Source organism: Gelria sp. Kuro-4 (assembly GCF_019668485.1).
In the GTDB taxonomy this organism is placed as follows: Bacteria; Bacillota; DTU030; order DUMP01; family DUMP01; genus DUMP01.
The window spans coordinates 132501-151277 of the sequence record NZ_AP024619.1 but is presented as its reverse complement, the minus strand read 5'-3'; the positions used below and the strand labels follow the sequence as shown (position 1 = coordinate 151277).

Below are 18777 nucleotides of genomic sequence, written 5' to 3'. Positions count from 1 at the left end.
CATTGCATGAAAGGCGCATTTCAGAGATACCCTGTCGGTAGACCACAGGGTGTTTCTTTTATGGTCGGGAGAAAAGGGCGGCTTGGCATATCGGCAGTACTGGTAACCGGTCATTGCAACTCTTTCAAGATGTACTGCTGAAACATGGGCTCGACAAAAACATAGCTGCCTCGGGCTGTTCTTTCAATCACAGCCTTGGTGATCAGATAGTCAATGGCCCGCTTGATCTTGTTAGGGTGGACACCTTCTTCGTAGACGTTTTCTCCCGCTGCCAAATGGTCGAGGACTATCCTGGCCTGAGGACGGTTGCTCAAGTCATCGAGAATTTCGTCGAAAACCGGAGCCAGAGCGAGAAGTGCTCGCTGGTACCCCAACAGGACGTAATCGTGCGTAAGGGCGGCAGCACCTGTTTCCAAGAGGGTATAGTACACTTCCGAGCATATAAACATGGTGTCCTGGGGATGACCACCCGAGAGCCGGACGATTTCCCTGACTGCCGAATCCGAGGCTGCAACTCCCCGGGAGGCGAACTTTTTTGCGATGTAGGGTACCCACTCTTCTTCATCTATTCTTGGAATCGGCAGCATAATTGCAAAGCGATAAAAGGCTTCTTCCTTGCCGCTGAAAAGAACCCGCATCATGCCTTCTTTGGAGCCCAGGAACAGATACGCGACTCTTTTCTGGGTCTGAAAGTGAGCGCGCATCCTTTTGAAGATCTCTCGGTCCATCACTCGGGAAGCGTCTTGAAACTCGTCGAACATGATCACCATTGATTTGTCGTCCCGTTCCGTGAGGATTCCCGGGAGCCGCAAAGCATAGTCCAGCAACTCATCATCTGATTTTCTCTCTGGGAATCCCAGTGAAATCTCCAGGTCATGAAGTTTGATGGCAAACTGGACACCACCTGTCAGGGCTTTTGTCCGGTCTCCCAAAACAGAGAGGGTTTTCCTAATCCCAGTGCGGTTTTCCAAGCAGGCATCAATAAAGTTGGTGGCAAAATCGCGTTTCCCGGAAAAACGAAATAAATCGACGGCCGCGGTGTACGCCCCTCGCTCTTTGGTTCTCCGTAAGACTTCATGGGCCAAGGACGTCTTCCCAATCCTCCGAGGGCCGGCTAACATGACACTCTGCCCCTCAGAAAGCCGGGACACCAAAGAAGTGATAAAAGCCTCCCGGCCTACCAGGTCTTCTGCTTCCACCGGGCCTCCGAGAGGAAACAACCCACCCACCATATCTGCACCTCCGATTATATCACATTTCACGTGATATTATATCACCAAATTCGTGATATGACAACACGTTTTTCCACGTTATGTCTGGACCGCCGGCAAACAACCTTTGTGCCCTGCTTGCCGTTCCACAGTGCATCGCTGACAAGCGCAACCCCCGAAGAACCTGTTTCCCCGTCCAGTCTCCTACCTGCACGCGGCCACCAGGAAATGACAAGTTTTTCCAGGGAAGTGTGCTAGAATAATCCTACCACTTGGAGGGTTTAGCCGGTCGCAAGCGACCGCGCTACCCGTGGTAGGGGGTGTGGGCATGGCGGAAGGCAAGGAGGCGTTTATGCGCCTCTGTCCCTACCCGGGCCGGACGGTGCACAGCGTGAGGAATTGGGGGCGGAGCCTGCGGCTGGGGAGAAAGGAGAACCTTCTTCTCGCCGCCGGCGCGTTTCTCGCCGGTCGCACCAACCTTTTGGGCGGCATAGCCCCCTTCGGTCCGGCTTTGTTTGCGGCGCTCCTGGCCGAGTCGCCGCTCACCGCGGCCGTGGTCGGCCTGTGGACGCTCATCGGTCTCGGAACTGTCTTGGGTTTAGAAGGGAGCCTGCCCTACGCTTTTGCCTTGACGGCGCTCGCCTTTTTCCGCCGCAAGGCCCACGTCCCGTGGCGCCCGGCGGCGCAGGCCCTGGCCTTGGGCGCTTCCCTGCTGGCTGCCCGTGCCTTGGCCGTCCTGGTAACGGGTGGGGCAGGGTACGACCTGGGCTTGGTCGCCTTTGAGGCCGTCCTGGCGGCGGTGGCCACGATGATCTTCGCGCACGGCCTGCCGGCGGCCTTGGGGCGCAAGGGCGGCGCGGTGCTCAGCAACGAAGAGGTTATCTCTATTGGGCTGGTGACGGCGGTGGCTTTGGCGGGAACCGCCGGCCTGCCGGGCGGGGCGCTGGCCCCGGCGGCGGTGTTGAGCCGCTTCCTGGTGCTCGTTTTGGCCCAGGCCGGTGGCGGCGGCATGGGCGCCGCCATGGGTGTTTTGGCGGCCACCGTGGGCACCATCGCCGGTACGTCCGGGCCGGAAAGCATCAGCATCCTGGGCTTCGCCGGCCTCCTCGCGGGGCTGATGCGTGAGGCCGGAAAGCCGGGCACCGCCACCGGCTACCTGTTGGGGGACCTGGTTTTATCCCTCTACCTGACCCCGCATCGCCTGGACCTGGCCTACCTTCTCGCTCCGGCTGCGGCTTTGGCTCTTTTCGGACTGACGCCGCGCGCGTGGCTCACGGAGATCTCCAGCCTGGTACCCGGCACGCGCGAGCAGCGGGCCCGGCAGGAGGGCTATGAGGGGCACCTGCGCCAGATTGCCGGCCAGCGCCTGGCCGAGTTCAGCCAGGTGTTCAGCGAACTGGCTAATTCGTTCAAAGAAGTGGCGGCTACCGCGCGGGCCAAAGAGGAAAACCGGTTGAACACCCTGTTTACCGCGCTTACGGCTAAGGTGTGCGAAAGCTGTAACCTGTACCGCAGCTGCTGGGAGACAGAGTTTTATAAAACCTACCAGAGCACCTTTGACCTTCTGGCGCTGGCCGAAGCCCACGGGGGCCTGGTGAAAGAGGACATACCGGCCGGAATCCGCCGCCGCTGCCGTCACCTGCCCGAGCTGCTTACCACCGTCAACTACCTTTTTGATACCTACCGTATTAACACCAAGTGGCAGAAGCGCGTGGAGGAAGACCGGGAGATCGTCTCTGCCCAGCTCGCAGGCGTCGCCCAGGTGATCGGCAACCTGGCGGCGGAGCTGAAGGTGGATGTCCGCGCCCTGGAGGATGAAGCCCAGGCCGTCCGGGAAGAGCTGGAACGGCACCAGCTGAGCGCCGAGCGGGTGGAGGTTTGGCAGAGCACGGTCGGCCGGCCGGAGGTACTCTTGGACGGGCTCAGTTGTCCCGGCGGGCGCGAGTGCATCACGCTGCTCACGGCCATTCTCGGCCAGGCCCTGGGCCGGCCCATGCAGGTGCGGGCCATAAGCTGCGGCCTGACCGACGGCCGGCCGGGATGCCGGCTCAAGGCGACGCCCGCCGCCGGTTTCCGCTTTCTGGCCGCCGGCTACAGCCGGGCGAAGAAGGAAGGCGAGGTTTCCGGCGATTCTTTCCGGGCGCTGGAGCTTCCCGACGGCAGGCAGGCGCTTATCCTCAGCGACGGCATGGGCTCCGGCACCCAAGCGGCACAGGAAAGCCAGGCTACTGTGCGCCTTTTGGAAAAACTTCTGGCGGCCGGGCTGGAGGAGGACCTCATCCTGCGTACGCTCAACTCTGTGCTCGCCCTGCGCTGGCCGGAAGAACGCTTCGCCACGCTGGACCTGGCCCTGCTCGATCCCTACCAGGGAGAGGTGGAGTTCATCAAGGTGGGGTCTTGCCCCAGCCTCGTCAAGCGGGGGCGCACCGTTACCGTAATCAACCCCGGCGCACCGCCCTTGGGGATTCTGCCACAGGTGGCGCCGGCGGTAAGCAAAAAACGCTTGCGGGCGGGCGACGTGATCCTTATGGTGAGTGACGGTGTCCTCGAGGCACGAGGGCAGCGCGCCGCTGGAATCGACTGGCTGGTGGAATACCTTGCCCGGGCGGGCGATGAGCCTGAAGAACTGTCCACCGCCGTCCTCGACCTGGCCGGCCGGCGGGCCGGTGGGGCCCCGGACGACATGACTGCCCTGGCGGTGCGGGTGGAGCAGGCCTAACCGGGCGCTTGAGGGCGCCGGGCCTGAGGCGCAGCAGGCAAGCTGTGCCTCTATTTTTCTTGCAGCAGGAAATACTAGCCACACGGCGAATAGGGGTAACAGGTGAACTAGAGGTGGTTACGGCATGGCGACGCTCGTTACCAAGGTGCGACAGGCTATCGAGCGCTACGGCCTTTTTGCGCAGGGTGAGCGGGTGATTGTCGCCGTCTCCGGCGGCCCCGACTCCACCGCCCTGCTCCTGGCCCTGGCGGCTTTGGCACCGGAGTACGGTCTGTCCCTCATTGTCGCGCATCTCAACCACATGTTCCGCGGTGCGCAGGCGGAAGCGGATGCCCGCTGGGTTGAGGAGCTGGCGCGCCGCCTGGGTGTGCCCTTTGCCCGCGAGGACGCCGATGTCCCCGCCTTGATCCGGCAGAGCGGCATGACTGTAGAACAGGCCGGCCGCGAAGCCCGCTACCGCTTCTACGAGCGCCTGGCGCGCCGCACCGGTGCCACCAAAGTGGCCGTTGGCCAGACCCTGGACGACCAGGCGGAGACGGTGCTGCTGCACCTGGTGCGCGGTGCCGGGCTTACCGGCATTGCCGGCATCCGTCCCCTGCGCCGGGCACCGTATGGCTACGTGGTGCGCCCGCTCCTTTGGGTAACGCGGGCGGAGACCGAGGCCTACTGTGCCGCTCACGGCCTGAAGCCGCGGCACGATCCCTACAACGACGACCCCCATTACCTGAGAAACCGTATCCGCCGGGCGTTCCTGCCCTGGCTGGCGGAGGAGGCCAACCCGCGCATCAAGGAGGTGCTGGCGCAGTCCGCGGCCATTTGGCAGGAGGAAGAGGACTACCTGCAAGCAGCGGCGGCCGCAGCCTACCGGAAGGCGGCGTGCGCGCAAAGGGATGGCGTTGGATTAAAGGCTGAAGAGCTTGAGGCGTTGCCGCCGGCGCTGCGCCGGCGCGTCCTGCGCCTGGCTTACGCGGCGGTGAGCCCCGCCGGCGTAAAGGACCTCGGTTTTACGCACACGGAGGCGCTGCTGGATCTGGCAGGCGGAGGGGCTGGGCGGGTGCTGGACCTGCCGCACGGGGTGCGGGCGGAGCGGCACCCGGACTACCTGCGCCTTACGCGCGTTCCGCCGGCGGCGGCGGTGCCGCCCTTCTCCTACCCGCTGGTGGTTCCGGGCGTGACCATTATTCCTGAGTTAGACTATGCCGTACATACCTTCTTCGCCGACGACGGGGACAGGGCTTCTTCAGCTCCGGTTTCCCTTGTCGCGAGCGCTGTTTTTGACTATAATGAAGCCGGGCCCCGCCTTTTTGCCCGCAATTGGCGGCGCGGGGACTGGTTTTGTCCCCGGGGCCTTGGTGGGCGTAAAAAGCTCAGCGACTTTTTCATCGATGCCAAGATCCCGCGCTCTGAGCGCAGCCGCATTCTCCTAATTGCCACGGCCCGCGACATCATCTGGGTGGCAGGGCTGCGGGAGGACGCTCGCTTCGTGGCGGGTCCGGGTACAGCGAGGAGAATCCACATCGAGGTACACAGAACGGACAGCGGAACAAAGGAAGGAGACACAGATGAGCAGCATTAGTCAAATCCTCGTGGATGAGGCCACTTTGAAGGCCCGCGTCAAGGAGCTGGGCGCCGCCATCACCAAGGACTATGCGGGCAAATCCCTCCTGCTGGTGGGCGTGCTTAAGGGAGCGGTTATCTTCTTGAGCGAACTGGCTCAGCGCATCGACCTGCCGGCGACGTTCGACTTTATGGCCGTCTCCAGCTACGGCTCGGCCACCGAGTCTTCCGGCGTGGTGCGTATCCTCAAGGACCTGGACGAAAGCCTGGAAGGCCGGCACGTGCTCGTTGTCGAGGACATCATCGATACCGGCCTGACGTTGGATTACCTCTACCGGCACTTGGCCAGCCGGAAGCCGGCCAGCTTGGCCATTTGTACCCTGCTTGATAAACCATCCCGGCGGCAGGTGGAGGTCCCGGTGAAGTACGTGGGCTTCCAAATCCCGGATTATTTCGTGGTCGGCTATGGGCTGGATTTCAACGAGATGTACCGGAACTTGCCCTACATCGCCGTGCTCGAGCCCTAGGTCTGGCGTTTCGTTTTGTTGCCCCCTCCGCAAAAATATGCTACAATTAGCTAGTATCGGCCTGGGAGCCGCGAGCTTTGGCATTTCAGCAGGTACTGGGAGGCGTACTTGAGAGGAGGGCTGCTTTTGAACCGCGTGTTTCGCAGCATGAGCCTCTACCTGCTGCTCATCATCATTGCCCTATCCATCATTAACTACTTTTCGACCACCGCTCCGCAGGAAAAAGAGTTTAATTATACCCAGTTCTTGAGTTATGTGGAAAAGGGTGAAGTAGCAGCAGTAACGATTTCAAATACTAAGGTCTCCGGTGTGCTCAAAGACGGCACGCACTTCAACACGCCCTTTTTAGGTGACACCGCCCGCCTGGAGGAGAAGCTGGAAGCGCACAAGGTGGAGATATCCTACAAACCGGTGCAGGGACCGCCCTGGTGGTCCACACTGTTCTCTACCCTGCTGCCGATTCTTCTCTTAATCGGCGTTTGGGTGTTCATTATGCAGCAGACACAGGGCGGCGGCAACCGCGTGATGTCCTTCGGGCGCAGCCGGGCCCGGCTGTATACGGTGGACGAGAAAACCCGCGTTACCTTTGCCGATGTCGCTGGTGCGGATGAGGCCAAGGAAGAGCTGCAGGAGATTGTCCAGTTCCTCAAGGAGCCGAAAAAGTTCCTGGACTTGGGGGCGCGCATCCCCAAAGGCGTGCTTTTGGTCGGCCCTCCGGGGACCGGCAAAACCCTGCTCGCCAAGGCGGTGGCCGGCGAGGCGGGAGTACCGTTCTTCAGCATCAGCGGCTCCGACTTTGTGGAGATGTTCGTGGGCGTCGGAGCAGCCCGCGTCCGCGACCTCTTTGAGCAGGCCAAGAAGAATTCCCCCTGCCTGGTGTTCATCGACGAGATCGATGCCGTTGGCCGGCAGCGCGGCGCCGGGCTGGGCGGCGGCCACGACGAGCGCGAGCAGACATTAAACCAGCTGCTGGTGGAAATGGACGGCTTCGGCGTCAACGAGGGCGTCATCGTCATGGCGGCCACCAACCGGCCCGACGTGCTTGACCCGGCGCTGCTGCGCCCCGGCCGCTTTGACCGCCAGGTCATCATCGACCAGCCGGACGTCGTTGGCCGCGAGGCCATCCTTAAAGTGCACGCGCGCAACAAGCCCCTGGACAAAGACGTCGACCTGGGCGTGTTGGCCCGGCGCACGCCGGGCTTCACCGGGGCGGACCTGGCCAACATGCTCAACGAAGCCGCCATCCTGACGGCGCGCAAGAACAAGCGCCGCATCGGCATGAGCGAGCTGGAGGAGGCCATCGACCGCGTCATCGCTGGGCCCGAGCGGCGCAGCCGCGTGATCAGCGAGCGCGAAAAGCGCCTGGTGGCGTATCACGAGGGCGGGCACGCCGTGTTAGGGTACCTTCTTCCGAACACCGACCCGGTGCACAAGGTATCCATTATCCCGCGCGGCCGTGCGGGCGGTTACACCCTCAGCCTGCCGAAGGAAGACCGCTACTACATGACCCGGTCCGAGCTGTTCGACCGGATCACGCAGCTTCTCGGCGGGCGCGTGGCCGAGGAACTGGTGCTCAAAGAGGTGAGCACCGGTGCCCAGAACGACCTGGAGCGAGCCACCAACCTGGTGCGCAAGATGATCACCGAGTACGGGATGAGCGAAGAGCTGGGGCCGCTTACCTTCGGCCACAAGCAGGAAGAGGTGTTCCTCGGCCGGGACATCGCCCGGGATCGCAACTACAGTGAAGAGGTGGCTTCCGCCATCGACCGCGAGGTGCGGCACTTCATCGACCTGTGCTACAACAAAGCGGCCCGCCTTCTGGCCGAAAACAGGGCCCGGCTCGACCGGGTGGCCGCAGCGCTGCTGGAGAAGGAAACCCTGGAAGCGGACGAATTCCAGGCTCTAATGAAGGACAAGGAGCTGGAAGAGCAGAGCAGCAAGCCGGCCGAGCTTCGGATCTCGTTTCCCCCGGCGCCCCAGCAGGCGTAAGCCCGAAAGGACAACCGGAAGGTCGCCCTTTTCCATAGGTTTCACCGGAACGCTGCTGAGAGGAAGTGAAAGCGTGGAGTTCAAGCTGCAACCCGGGCTCAAGGCGGAATTCACGGCCGAGGTGAAGGCCGAGCACACGGCGGCCCACCTGGGAAGCGGTGGTGTGCCGGTGCTGGCCACCCCCATACTCATCGCCTTTTTGGAGCGGGCGTCACGCGAGGCCGTGCAGCCGGAGCTTCCAGAGGGCTGGACCACGGTAGGCACCCTGGTGAACATCCGGCACCTGGCGGCCACACCCGTGGGGCTTAAGCTTACGGCCCGTTCCACCCTTACCGAGGTCGACGGGCGGCGGCTGGTGTTTGCGGTCGAAGCCTACGACGACAAGGAGAAGGTGGGCGAAGGCGTCCACGAGCGCTTTATCATCGACACCGAGCGCTTCCTGGGTCGGGTCGAGGCGAAACGGCGGTAAAGGCGGGTGAAAGCATGGGGCTTCTTCTCGCCTTGGACGTAGGTAATACCCACGTTACGGCCGGGGTGTTCCGCGGGCCGGAGGTTCTGGCCCGCTGGCGCCTGGAGACGGACCGCGCGCGCACGGAGGACGAATACGGGGTCTTTTTCCGGCACCTTTTCGCCCTGGCCGGGCTTTCCCCGGACGAGGTGGAAGGGGTGGCTATCGCCTCCGTGGTGCCACCCCTTAACTGGATCCTGGAAAAGCTTGCCCGGCGCTACTTCGGTCGGGCGCCGCTTATGGTGCGCCCGGAGATGGACACCGGTATCGAGATCCGTTGCGATAACCCGCGCGAGGTGGGGGCGGACCGCATAGTAAATGCAGTGGCGGCTTTCACCCAGTACGGGGGGCCCTGCATCGTGGTGGATTTTGGCACGGCCACCACCTTCGATGTGGTGTCGGGGTCGGGCGAATACCTCGGCGGGGCCATTGCTCCCGGGATTCTCACCGCCACGGAGGCCCTTTTCCAGAAAGCGGCCAAACTCCCGCGCATTGAACTGGTGGACCCAGGCACGGCCATCGGCAGGAACACCATCACCAGCATGCAGGCGGGGATTGTGTACGGCTTTGCCGGCCAGGTGGACGCCCTGGTGCGGCGCATCCGGCGCGAGCTGGGCGCGGCGGCGCCGGCCATTGCCACCGGTGGGCTGGCCGGCATGGTGGCAGAGCACGCGGAGACCATCGCCACGGTGGATGTGGACCTTACTCTTACCGGGCTCAGGCTCATCTACGAACGTCAATCCCGCACTGCCTGACCGCTCAGCTCTGAGCGGTCTTATCGTAAGCGGTGGGCGCGCTGAACGTTCCAGCATAGAATAAGGGGGAAAGCTCGCTTTGCGCTTAGGAGGGCTTACGCTGGCCAACCCCGTGGTGCTGGGGCCCATGGCCGGGGTGAGCGACCGGAGCTTCCGGCTCCTGGCTTGGGAGCAGGGCTGTGCGCTGGCCTGGACAGAGATGATCAGCGCCCGCGCCCTGCTTTTTGGCAACGAACGTACCTGGGACATGGCGCGAGCGGCACCGGGCGAGGGGCCGCTGGTGATCCAACTTTTCGGTTCCGAGCCGGAGGTGGTGGCGCAGGCCGCGCAGCAGGCAGCCCGGTTGCAGCCGGCGGCCATCGACATCAACATGGGCTGCCCGGTGGCCAAGGTGGTAAAAAACGGTGAGGGTTCGGCCCTCATGCGCAACCCGGAACGCGCCGCGGCCATCGTTAGAGCCACGGCGGGGGCGGTGGACGTGCCCGTCACGGTAAAAATCCGTGCCGGCTGGGATAGGGAACACATCAATGCGGTTGAGGTGGCTCGGGCGCTGGCCGCCGCCGGGGCCGCGGCCATTACGGTACACGGGCGCACCCGCGCCCAGCTTTACAGCGGCCGGGCCGACTGGGGTATCATCCGCGCGGTGAAGGAGGCAGCGCCGGTACCCGTTATCGGCAATGGCGACATCTTCAGCCCGGAAGACGCCGCCCGCATGCGGGCCGAGACCGGGTGCGACGCGGTGATGCTGGCCCGCGGAGCGCTGGGGAACCCCTGGCTCATTGGGCGCACCGTGGCCTACCTGACGGAGGGCGTGCTGCCCGCGCCGCCGGAGGTGCGTGAGCGGCTGGCGGCGGCGCGCCGGCACCTGGAGCTGGTGATCCAGGAGCACGGGGAAAGCCGGGGGATACGCGAGATGCGCAAACACCTGGCCTGGTACCTCAAGGGGCTGCCGGGGGCGGCCGGCATGCGGGCCCGCATTATGGCGGCCGGCACCCGGACCGCGGTGCTGGAGCTTCTGGAGGGCTATGAGCGGACGCTGGCAGAAAAGGGGTGGATCACATGAACCTACTGGCCTTACCCGTGGCGAACGGCGTGTTTCCGCGGCCGGGTGCGAGCATACAGGGCCTTTTCCTGGATGCCTTTTCCCTCCGCACCCTGGCACGTCTGGGGGCGGGCTCAGTGGCCTTTTTGGTGCCGCTCACGCTCGGCGGCCGGGCGCTTTACCCGGCGGGCCTGCTGGTGCGCATTGAAGAGCTGGAGCGGGCGCAAACGGTGGATGCCGTCACCTGGAACAAGGGTGAGCTCTTAGTGGCGCGCCTTGCAGGGCTGGCACACGCGCGTGCCCGGCGTTTTGTCGCCGAAAGGCGCTTCATCGTGGCCGAAAACGTCGAAGAGCTGGACCTGGACCGGCTGCGCGCCGGGGGCCAGCCCGTTATCTCCGGGGCGGGCTGGCAGCCGGCGGGCGGTTACACGGAGCCGCGTTCCGAGCGGGATATTACCATCACCATTTACGGCCGGGACTACGGCGGCAGCGAACTCAAAATCCGGGGACAGGTGGGCGGCCTGGTAACCGCCGAGCAGGCCCATACCGTGGAGCACGCTATCATCCGCGTGCTGCGGGAGTGCGGCATCTGCACGGCCAGAAACCTGGCCTGGGCCATGCGCGAGGAGACGCGGGAGCTCAAGGATTCCATTGCCTGGGGACTGCACTTTAAGCTGCCCGAGGTGCTCGGCCAGACCAAAAGCGGTTACTGCGGCAATCCCATGACCAATCTGGCGCACCTTTACCTGGGGCAGGAGCTCGAGCGCTTTTTACACGAAGGGGAAGCCCTGCCGGCGGCGCTGGAGCGGGCGCGTACCCGGACGCTCTCGCGCCTTGCCCGCGACCTGGACTTGGGGAGCCAGCCGGAGGTGTTGACCCTGCGCAGCCTCAAGCTGGGGATGCTGCACGACGACAGCCGGCTTTTGCAGCAGACCCTGCGCCGCGTGCTGGGCCGCTTCCCCTCCAGCCCTTGGGATTAGGTGCACCGGCGACCCTGGCGGCGCCGGGCAGGGGCGGGACGGTGCCGGCGGGCCAGGGGCCGTGCCGGGTTTTCGTCTGCGTACGCCTCACCTGCCGGCTTAAGCAGCGGAGAAGGCGGGATCCACCCGGCGCAGGTCGGGGTGGATCCTTTTTCCTATGGCGGGTGCTATAATATAAGGGCGGAAGGAGGAATGCGCGGTGCGCCTGCCCGAGCCCGTGATCGCTTGCCTGCGCACGCTGAAGTCAGCGGGCTACCCCAGCTACCTGGTGGGGGGCTCGGTGCGCGACCTGCTCTTAGGCAGGGAACCCGAGGACTACGATGTGGCCACAGCCGCCCCGCCCGCCGTGGTACGAGAGCTCTTTCCGCGTACAGTGTTCACCGGCCCCAAGTACGGCACGGTTACGGTGCTCCTCAGCCGCCCCATCGAGGTGACCACCTTCCGCCGGGACGGGCCGTACAGCGACGGGCGCCACCCCAGCCACGTGGTCTTCAGCGGGGACCTCCGCGAGGACCTGGCCCGCCGGGATTTCACCATCAACGCCATGGCCTTCGACCCGCTGGAGGAGGAGCTGGTGGATCCCTGGGATGGCCGGGCGGACCTGAAGCGCAGGCTGCTGCGGGCGGTGGGCGATCCCGCACGGCGCTTTCGCGAAGACGGGCTGCGGCTGCTCAGGGCGGCGCGCTTTGTTTCCCAGCTCAGTTTTCAGCTGGAAGAAAAAACGCTGAGCGCCCTGAAGGCCGAGGCAGGGCGGCTGGCGCTGGTGGCAGCCGAGCGGCGGGGCGCGGAGTTTGCGCTCCTTATCACCGGGCCCAACGTGCGGGCGGCCTTGGACCTTCTGGTGGAAAGCGGCCTCATGCGCAGCGTGGTACCGGAGCTTTTGGCAGGACAGGGCGTGCGGCAGAGCCGCCTGCATCCCGACGACGTGCTGGGGCACAACATCAAGACCTGTTCCCTCACCCCGCCCCAGCTGGAACTGCGCTTAGCGGGCCTGCTGCACGATGTCGGCAAGCCGGAGCGTTGGGAAGAGGGTCCCTACGGCCGCTTTTTCCCCGGGCATGCCGCCCGCTCGGCGGCCCTGGTGCCCGTTATCCTGCGCCGGCTGCGTTTCAGCCGGCGCACCGTGCGCACGGTGGCGCTCCTGGTGGCGCACCACATGTTCTTCTGGCGCGCTCCCCAGGGCCTGGCGCCGGTACGGCGTCTGGCGGCCGGCGTGGGCTGGGAGAACTTCCCGGCGGCGATTGCCCTTATTCAGGCTGACCGGCTGGCTATCTGGGGGGATCCGGAGGCTGCAGGGGTGAGGGAGCTGGCCGAGGCGGCCGCCGCCGTTGAGGCCGAGCATCCGCCGCTTACGGCAGCAGATCTGGCCCTTTCCAGTGCCGAGCTCATCGCGCAACTGGGGCTTAAGCCCGGACCGCGCTTGGGAGCACTGCGGCGGCGGTTGCTGGAGCTGGTGTGGGAGGATCCGGGCCGCAACAACAAAAAAGCGCTCCTGGACCTGGCCCGCCGGGAAATCAGCACCTCTTCGAGCAGCGACGACAAATAACGACACAATCCGACAACGAATAATGGTAAAATAATCCTCAATAGACGAGCGTGAAAGGTAAACCCAGCCGAAAGGTGGGGGCACAAAGCCATGGGTCTAAGGCGTAGAGCTAGGATCGCCAGGCTGCCGTACAGGGTGCCCTGGTTCAATTAGTCCAGGGCTGGTTTTGCTTGCGGAAAAAGCGCACACGCCCGGGATGGGCAGTAGTATAAGCGAGGAAGGAGAAGAAGTAATGCAGAGACTTTCCTGGCCACGGATTAAGTTCCGGCTTCCCCGACTGCCGAAGGGGCCTTGGCGCCGCGGCACAGGGCAGCCCGGGCCGGCCGGGCGCTCGACCAGCCTTATCACCGGTATCCTCCTTGGTTACTTCGTCCTCATTGTCTTCATGGTTGCCGTCGGCGGGTACAGCTACTGGGGCATGCAGCAGGTGATGCATGAGTACCAGCAGATAGTGGAACAGGCGCATCCCTACGTGCTGGCTATCAGCGAGATAAACAGTGCGCTTACGGCACAGCTCAACGCCCAGCGCACCTACCTTCTGACCGGGGACGAACAGTACACCCTGAGGGCCGAGTTAGATGCGAATAACGTGCGGTCGGCGATCAATAAAGCCGAGGGGTATGCCCAGGAGTCGGAAGAAAAGAACCTTTTGCAGCAGATCGGCTCGATTCATGATAACCTGGTTCAGCAACAAAAGGACGTCTTTGCTACATACGCCGCCGGTGACAAGGAAGGGGCCATCCAGCAGGGCCTCACCGGTGTGGACGATATCCTCAAGCGCCTGACGGCCAACTTCAACGTGCTCCAGGGGATCAACCAAAAACGCGTTCATGACGCACAGCAAGCCGCGCAGGCCGCCGCCACCAACACGGTGCGCCTGGTGCTTGTTCTGGTCTTGGTCGGGGCAGTGCTGGGGATTCTGCTGTCGGTGTTTCTGGCCCGCCGCACTATCAGCCCGCTGCGCCGGCTGGCCACGGCGGCAGCCGGTATTGCCGGGGGGGACCTCAGAGAGGAAGTGCCTGTCCGGGGCCGGGATGAGGTGGCCCAGCTCGGCACTGCCTTCAACCAAATGGTGGGCAACCTCAGGGAGATCATCACCGAGGTTCGCACCAGTATCCTTAAGGTGAGCGAATATGCCCAGCAGCTGACCACCAGCGCCGAAGAGACCACCCGGGCTACCGAGCAGATCGCCGCCAGCGTGCAGGAGGTGGCGCAAGGCGCCGAGCAGCAGGTCCGCGAGGTGTCCGATGCCAGCAACACCGTAAAGCAAATGGCGGCGGCTATGGAGCAGGTGGCTGAGAGTGCGCAGGCGGTGGCTGCCTCTTCTCAAGAATCGGCCCGGCTGGCCGAAGAGGGGAGCACTGCCATCAAAAACGTCATCCGCCAGAACGATGTGGTGCGCGAGTCCATGACCAACCTGTCCGGGCTGATCAACGAGCTGGGTCAGCGCTCGCGGGAGATCGGCCAGATTGTTGAAGTGATCACCAGCATTGCCGACCAAACCAACCTCCTGGCGCTGAACGCCGCCATCGAGGCCGCCCGGGCCGGCGAGCAGGGCCGAGGCTTCGCCGTGGTGGCCGACGAGGTGCGCAAGCTGGCCGAGCAGTCGGCTCAAGCGGCCAAGCAGATCGCCGGCCTGGTGGACCGCACGCAGAACGATACCGGAAAGGCCATCAAGACCATGGAGGCGGGCAGCGCCGAGGTGGCCTCCGGCAGCGAGCTGCTGCAGTCGGCCCAGAGCACCCTGGAGAAGATCTTTGCCGCTGTGGGTAAGGTGGCACAGGAGATCCAGGAGGTGAGTGCAGCGGCCCAGGAGATGGCCGCCAGCTCCGACCGGGTGGTGACGGCCACGGAGAACGTCAGCCGCATCGCCGAGAACACCAGCGCCGGCACTGAGAACATCGCCGCCGCCACCGAAGAGCAGACGGCCACCATGGAGGAGATCTCCTCTTCGGCCCAGGTGCTGGCCGACATGGCCCGCAAACTGGAGCAGGCGGTACAGCGGTTTAAGCTATAGCCCCCGGCCGCCCAGACTCTTTGACGCCCCTCAACCGGGGCGTCTTTTGTTTTATCTGCCTGAGGTCACTTGCTTTTTTCCTCCTCGATTGGTAAAATCATCATAGCTTGTGCACAATAATGTGTACATAAGATATAGGGGTGGTTAAGGGGGGAACAGGGGTTGGAGCTTACGCGCATCGGTGGCAAGGTGATCGACCGCGGGCGCATTTACCGTGTTGTGGACCGCATCCTGGATTTACGGGCGGCCGGGGTTTCCCAGCAGGAGGTGGCCGCGCACGAGGGGACGGAGCGCTCCTTTGTTTCACGCCTTGAGGCGCTGGGTGAGGTACATCGGGGCGCCCGTATCGCCCTGGTCGGTTTCCCCATCGGCAACAAAGAGGAGATTCTGGCCCTGGCCCAAGAGGAAGGAATAGAGTACACCCTGGTCATGACCGATGAGGAGCGCTGGCGCTTTGTGCGCGAGAAAAGCGGCAGCGAGCTCTTGAACGAAGTGATGCAGATTATCGCCGCCGTACGCGGCTACGATGTGGTGGTGTTTCTCGGCTCGGACATGCGGGTCCGGGTGGTGGAGGCACTGCTCGACAAGAAAGTGGTGTGCGTGGAGATCGGCCATTCTCCCATTAAAGGAGACAGACTCGTCGACCCAGAAAAGCTACGGCGGCTCCTCCGGGAGCTTAAAGCCGGGGGTGCCGCCGCGAACCACCGGGAAAGCGGGAGGCGGTCAGAGTGAAGCACGTTGTGAGCGTAAGCTTAGGGTCTTCCAAGCGCAATCATAAAGTAGAGGCCGAGTTTCTCGGCGAAAAGTTCCTCATTGAGCGTATCGGCACCGACGGCGACATGGAAAAAGCCATCACCCTGCTGAAAGAGCTCGACGGCAAGGTGGACGCCTTCGGCATGGGCGGCATCGACCTTTACCTGGTGGCCGGAGAGCGGCGCTACGCCATCCGCGATGCCCAGCGCCTGGCGCGAGCGGCCGCCAAGACACCCATTGTCGACGGGAGCGGCCTGAAAAACACGTTGGAGCGGCGGGTAATCCGTTACCTGGCCACCTCGGGGCGCATTCCCCTGGCCGGCAAGAAGGCCCTTCTGGTTTCCGGCGTAGATCGCTGGGGTATGGCGGAGGGTTTAACCCAGGCCGGTTGCCGGCTGACCATCGGCGACCTGATGTTTGGACTGGGCATTCCCGTGCCGCTGAAGTCCCTCACTCAGCTTAAGGTGGCGGCAGCCCTGGTCGCCCCGATCCTGGTGCGCCTGCCCTTTGAGATGCTCTACCCTACCGGCAAGAAGCAGGAGGAGATAAAACCCCGCTTTAGCCACTACTACCTGAGCAACGACATTATTGCCGGAGACTTCCTCTTCATCAAACGCCACCTGCCCCCGGAACTGCCGGGCAAGGTGATCATCACCAACACGGTGACGAGTGCGGATGTTGAAGACCTCAAGCGGCGCGGCGTCCGAACCCTGGTGACCACCACGCCAGAACTTAACGGTCGCTCCTTCGGCACCAACGTCATGGAAGGCGTGTTGGTGAGCCTGGCGACCAAACCCTGGCAAAAGCTCGGGCCGGCCGACTACGAAGAACTGCTCGACCGTTTAGACCTCAAGCCTCGGATCGAAGACCTAAACTAAGGAGGACGGCCATGCAGAACTTCGCTTTTCTCATCCACCCGCTCGATACGAGCTACATCTACAGTAAGTTTCCCTGGTTGCGGCCGCTCCCCGACCCGTTGCTAGAAAAAGCCTTCACGCTGGTACCGCCCCTTAAGGTGTCGCACATCACCGGCATCAAATCGCCCCACGCCGAGGCCGAGGGTTGGTTTGTCGCCTGTCCCCTGACGGCCCGCCAGATGGTGACGCTCCCCGAACCATTCGTCTTAAAGCGCATCATCCAGGCCGCAAAGAAGGCCGAGACACTGGGTGCAAAGATCGTCGGTTTGGGCGCGTTCACTTCCGTGGTGGGAGATGCCGGCGTTACCATCGCTCGGAACCTGTCCATCCCGGTTACCACCGGCAACAGCTACACGGTGGCCACGGCGCTGGAAGGAACGGAGCTGGGGGCCGAGAAAATGGGGATCGATCTGCACGAGGCTGAGGTACTGGTGGTGGGGGCCAACGGCTCCATCGGCAGCGCCTGTGCCCGGCTGCTGGCGCGTAAGGTGCGCTACCTCACCCTGGCCAGCCGCAACAGCGGCCAGCTGGAGCGCCTGGCGCGCCAGATTCTTAAAGAGAGCGGGCTGGCGGTGCGGGTGGCGGCCGATCTGCACCAGGCCCTGCGCCGCGCCGATGTGATCCTTACCGTTACCGGTTCCGCCACGCCCATCATTGAGCCTGAGGATCTCAAGAGCGGTGCCGTGGTGTGCGACGTGGCGCGGCCGCGCGATGTGTCGGTGCGGGTGGCGCGGGAGCGCCGGGACGTGCTCGTCATTGAAGGCGGCGTGGTGCAGGTGCCCGGGAGCGTGGACTTTCACTTTAACTTTGGTTTTCCGCCCGGCACGGCTTACGCCTGTATGGCCGAGACTATGATCTTGGCTCTGGAGGGCCGGTACGAGAACTTCACCCTGGGCCGCGACATCTCGGTGGAACAAATCGACGAGATCGCCCGCCTGGCGAAAAAACACGGCTTCCATCTGGCGGGCCTGAGGAGCTTTGAACGGGCGCTGAGCGAAGAAGAGGTGCGCGCCATCCGCCGGCGCGCCGGCTGAGCGCGCGGCGTCTCAAAATTCCTTGACACCCTTCCGCCCATCTTTTATAATTGACTAGAAACGGTGAGATACTACCATAAAGCAAGCTACGGACCAGCGGGAGCGCGGGTTCGTAGTATTTCTTATGGGGTTAGGAGAACTTACAAAGCCAAGAAAAGGGGCGTAAGAGATGGGGGAAAACAACATGGCAGAGAAAGAAGTCATTCTCACCCGGGCCGGCTTGGAAAAGCTCGAACAGGAGCTGGAAGACCTTAAAACCCACCGCCGGCACGAGGTGGCCGAACGCATCAAGCAGGCGCGTGAGTTCGGCGACATCAGCGAGAACTCGGAATACGAAGACGCCAAAAGAGAGCAAGCTTTTATTGAAGGCCGCATCCTGGAGCTGCAAAACATGCTGCAAAAGGTACGCGTCATCGATGAAGCCGAGGGCGACGGCCGGGTGCAGGTGGGTTCTACCGTAACCATCGTCGACCTGGATGCCCCCCAACCCGAAGAGATAGAGTACACCATTGTCGGTTCGGCCGAAGCCAACCCCCGGCAAAGGAAGATTTCGAACGAATCGCCGGTGGGTAAAGCGCTGTTAGGCCAGAGTGTCGGCTCCGAGGTGGAGATACAGGCACCCATCGGCTTGCTGCATTACAAGATCGTTGCGGTACAAAACTGAATTTATCCCCAAAATCACCCGCCCAGGTTAAAACCCTGGGCGCTTGCGCAAAGGAGGACCGAGATGGAATTGGAAGCGTTCGATCCCGCGAGCGAGTTGGCGGCGCGGCGCCGCAAGCTGGACGAGCTGCGGGAGCGGGGACAGGATCCCTTTAAGATCGACCACTTCGCGTTTTCCCACCATGCCCAGGAAATTCTGGATAACTACGCTGCCCTGGAGGGTACCGAGGTCAAGATTGCCGGCCGGTTGATGTCCATCCGCGAGCACGGCAAGGTGACCTTTGCACACCTCAGGGATGCCTCGGGCCAGATTCAGGTGTACGCGCGGATCGATAACCTGGGCGAAGAAAGGTACAAGGCGTTCACCAACCTGGACTTGGGCGACATCATCGGCGTCGAGGGGAAGGTGTTCCGGACCCGCCGGGGGGAGATCACGGTGGAGGTGTTCTCTTACACCCTCCTCAGTAAATCGCTGCGCCCCCTGCCCGAGAAGTGGCACGGGCTCAAGGACGTGGAGATCAGGTACCGCCAGCGCTACCTGGACCTTATGGTGAACCCG

The 18777-nt window shown here is 63.3% G+C and carries 16 protein-coding genes and 1 riboswitch (1 of these 17 cut by a window edge); of the genes, 15 read left to right on the top strand and 1 reads right to left on the bottom strand.

All coding sequences use genetic code 11. The features are described from left to right. Positions 1 to 110: 110 nt before the first annotated feature. Positions 111 to 1232 (bottom strand): ATP-binding protein, encoded by a 1122-nt coding sequence (locus tag K5554_RS00870; protein ID WP_221039300.1) that lies wholly within the window; start codon positions 1230 to 1232, stop codon positions 111 to 113. 307 nt (positions 1233 to 1539) lie between these two features. On the opposite strand from K5554_RS00870, the gene spoIIE reads away from it, so the two are divergent. From spoIIE to lysS, 15 genes are all read left to right on the top strand, one after another. After that, positions 1540 to 3930, top strand: a complete 2391-nt coding sequence (spoIIE, locus tag K5554_RS00865) for a stage II sporulation protein E (protein WP_221039299.1) — start codon at positions 1540 to 1542, stop codon at positions 3928 to 3930. Between the two features lie 124 nt (positions 3931 to 4054). After that, positions 4055 to 5506, top strand: a complete 1452-nt coding sequence (gene tilS / locus K5554_RS00860) for a tRNA lysidine(34) synthetase TilS (RefSeq protein ID WP_221039298.1) — start codon at positions 4055 to 4057, stop codon at positions 5504 to 5506. Then, the gene (gene hpt / locus K5554_RS00855) at positions 5493 to 6014 is read left to right on the top strand and encodes a hypoxanthine phosphoribosyltransferase (protein ID WP_221039297.1); all 522 of its coding nucleotides are present in this window, start codon (positions 5493 to 5495) and stop codon (positions 6012 to 6014) included. The genes tilS and hpt overlap by 14 nt, the downstream gene beginning before the upstream one ends. Positions 6015 to 6140: 126 nt before the next feature. Next, complete coding sequence (gene ftsH / locus K5554_RS00850; protein WP_255565447.1) at positions 6141 to 8003, top strand: ATP-dependent zinc metalloprotease FtsH; 1863 nt, start codon at positions 6141 to 6143, stop codon at positions 8001 to 8003. Between the two features lie 73 nt (positions 8004 to 8076). Beyond that, positions 8077 to 8472: a thioesterase family protein gene (locus K5554_RS00845; RefSeq protein WP_255565446.1), complete on the top strand. Its 396-nt coding sequence runs from the start codon at positions 8077 to 8079 to the stop codon at positions 8470 to 8472. Positions 8473 to 8486: 14 nt separating this feature from the next. After that, a complete protein-coding gene (locus tag K5554_RS00840; RefSeq protein ID WP_221039296.1) occupies positions 8487 to 9266 on the top strand; it encodes a type III pantothenate kinase in 780 nt (259 codons plus the stop codon). 79 nt (positions 9267 to 9345) lie between these two features. Next, entirely contained in the window at positions 9346 to 10329 is a 984-nt protein-coding gene (gene dusB / locus K5554_RS00835; protein WP_221039295.1) for a tRNA dihydrouridine synthase DusB, read from the top strand. Then, positions 10326 to 11288 (top strand): hypothetical protein, encoded by a 963-nt coding sequence (locus tag K5554_RS00830; RefSeq protein WP_221039294.1) that lies wholly within the window; start codon positions 10326 to 10328, stop codon positions 11286 to 11288. Before dusB ends, K5554_RS00830 begins: the two co-directional genes overlap by 4 nt. Positions 11289 to 11487: 199 nt before the next feature. Continuing rightward, positions 11488 to 12834 (top strand): CCA tRNA nucleotidyltransferase, encoded by a 1347-nt coding sequence (locus tag K5554_RS00825; RefSeq protein ID WP_221039293.1) that lies wholly within the window; start codon positions 11488 to 11490, stop codon positions 12832 to 12834. A 46-nt stretch (positions 12835 to 12880) separates the two neighbouring features. After that, positions 12881 to 12965, top strand: a riboswitch (cyclic di-GMP riboswitch). Positions 12966 to 13066: 101 nt separating this feature from the next. Continuing rightward, positions 13067 to 14851 carry a methyl-accepting chemotaxis protein gene (locus tag K5554_RS00820; RefSeq protein WP_221039292.1) on the top strand — a complete coding sequence of 595 codons (1785 nt, stop codon included), beginning with the start codon at positions 13067 to 13069 and terminating at the stop codon, positions 14849 to 14851. 162 nt (positions 14852 to 15013) lie between these two features. Continuing rightward, positions 15014 to 15583: a transcriptional regulator gene (locus K5554_RS00815; protein ID WP_221039291.1), complete on the top strand. Its 570-nt coding sequence runs from the start codon at positions 15014 to 15016 to the stop codon at positions 15581 to 15583. Next, positions 15580 to 16482 (top strand): quinate 5-dehydrogenase, encoded by a 903-nt coding sequence (locus K5554_RS00810; protein WP_221039290.1) that lies wholly within the window; start codon positions 15580 to 15582, stop codon positions 16480 to 16482. Before K5554_RS00815 ends, K5554_RS00810 begins: the two co-directional genes overlap by 4 nt. An 11-nt stretch (positions 16483 to 16493) precedes the next feature. After that, positions 16494 to 17555 carry a shikimate dehydrogenase gene (locus K5554_RS00805; protein WP_221039289.1) on the top strand — a complete coding sequence of 354 codons (1062 nt, stop codon included), beginning with the start codon at positions 16494 to 16496 and terminating at the stop codon, positions 17553 to 17555. Positions 17556 to 17739: 184 nt separating this feature from the next. Next, on the top strand, positions 17740 to 18219 hold the full coding sequence (gene greA, locus K5554_RS00800) for a transcription elongation factor GreA (RefSeq protein WP_221039288.1): 480 nt from the start codon (positions 17740 to 17742) through the stop codon (positions 18217 to 18219). Between the two features lie 63 nt (positions 18220 to 18282). Continuing rightward, positions 18283 to 18777: the 5' portion of a lysine--tRNA ligase gene (gene lysS / locus K5554_RS00795; RefSeq protein ID WP_221039287.1), read on the top strand. 981 nt of this gene lie beyond the right edge of the window; only the first 495 of its 1476 coding nucleotides appear in the window; its start codon is at positions 18283 to 18285; the stop codon falls past the right edge of the window.

Excerpts from the sequence above, each read along its gene's own strand:
- K5554_RS00870 (WP_221039300.1), bottom strand. The coding sequence starts at position 1,232 with ATGGTGGGTGGGTTGTTTCCTCTCGGAGGCCCGGTGGAAGCAGAAGAC.
- spoIIE (WP_221039299.1), top strand. The coding sequence starts at position 1,540 with ATGGCGGAAGGCAAGGAGGCGTTTATGCGCCTCTGTCCCTACCCGGGC.
- tilS (WP_221039298.1), top strand. The coding sequence starts at position 4,055 with ATGGCGACGCTCGTTACCAAGGTGCGACAGGCTATCGAGCGCTACGGC.
- hpt (WP_221039297.1), top strand. The coding sequence starts at position 5,493 with ATGAGCAGCATTAGTCAAATCCTCGTGGATGAGGCCACTTTGAAGGCC.
- K5554_RS00840 (WP_221039296.1), top strand. The coding sequence starts at position 8,487 with ATGGGGCTTCTTCTCGCCTTGGACGTAGGTAATACCCACGTTACGGCC.
- K5554_RS00830 (WP_221039294.1), top strand. The coding sequence starts at position 10,326 with ATGAACCTACTGGCCTTACCCGTGGCGAACGGCGTGTTTCCGCGGCCG.
- K5554_RS00820 (WP_221039292.1), top strand. The coding sequence starts at position 13,067 with ATGCAGAGACTTTCCTGGCCACGGATTAAGTTCCGGCTTCCCCGACTG.
- K5554_RS00805 (WP_221039289.1), top strand. The coding sequence starts at position 16,494 with ATGCAGAACTTCGCTTTTCTCATCCACCCGCTCGATACGAGCTACATC.
- greA (WP_221039288.1), top strand. The coding sequence starts at position 17,740 with ATGGCAGAGAAAGAAGTCATTCTCACCCGGGCCGGCTTGGAAAAGCTC.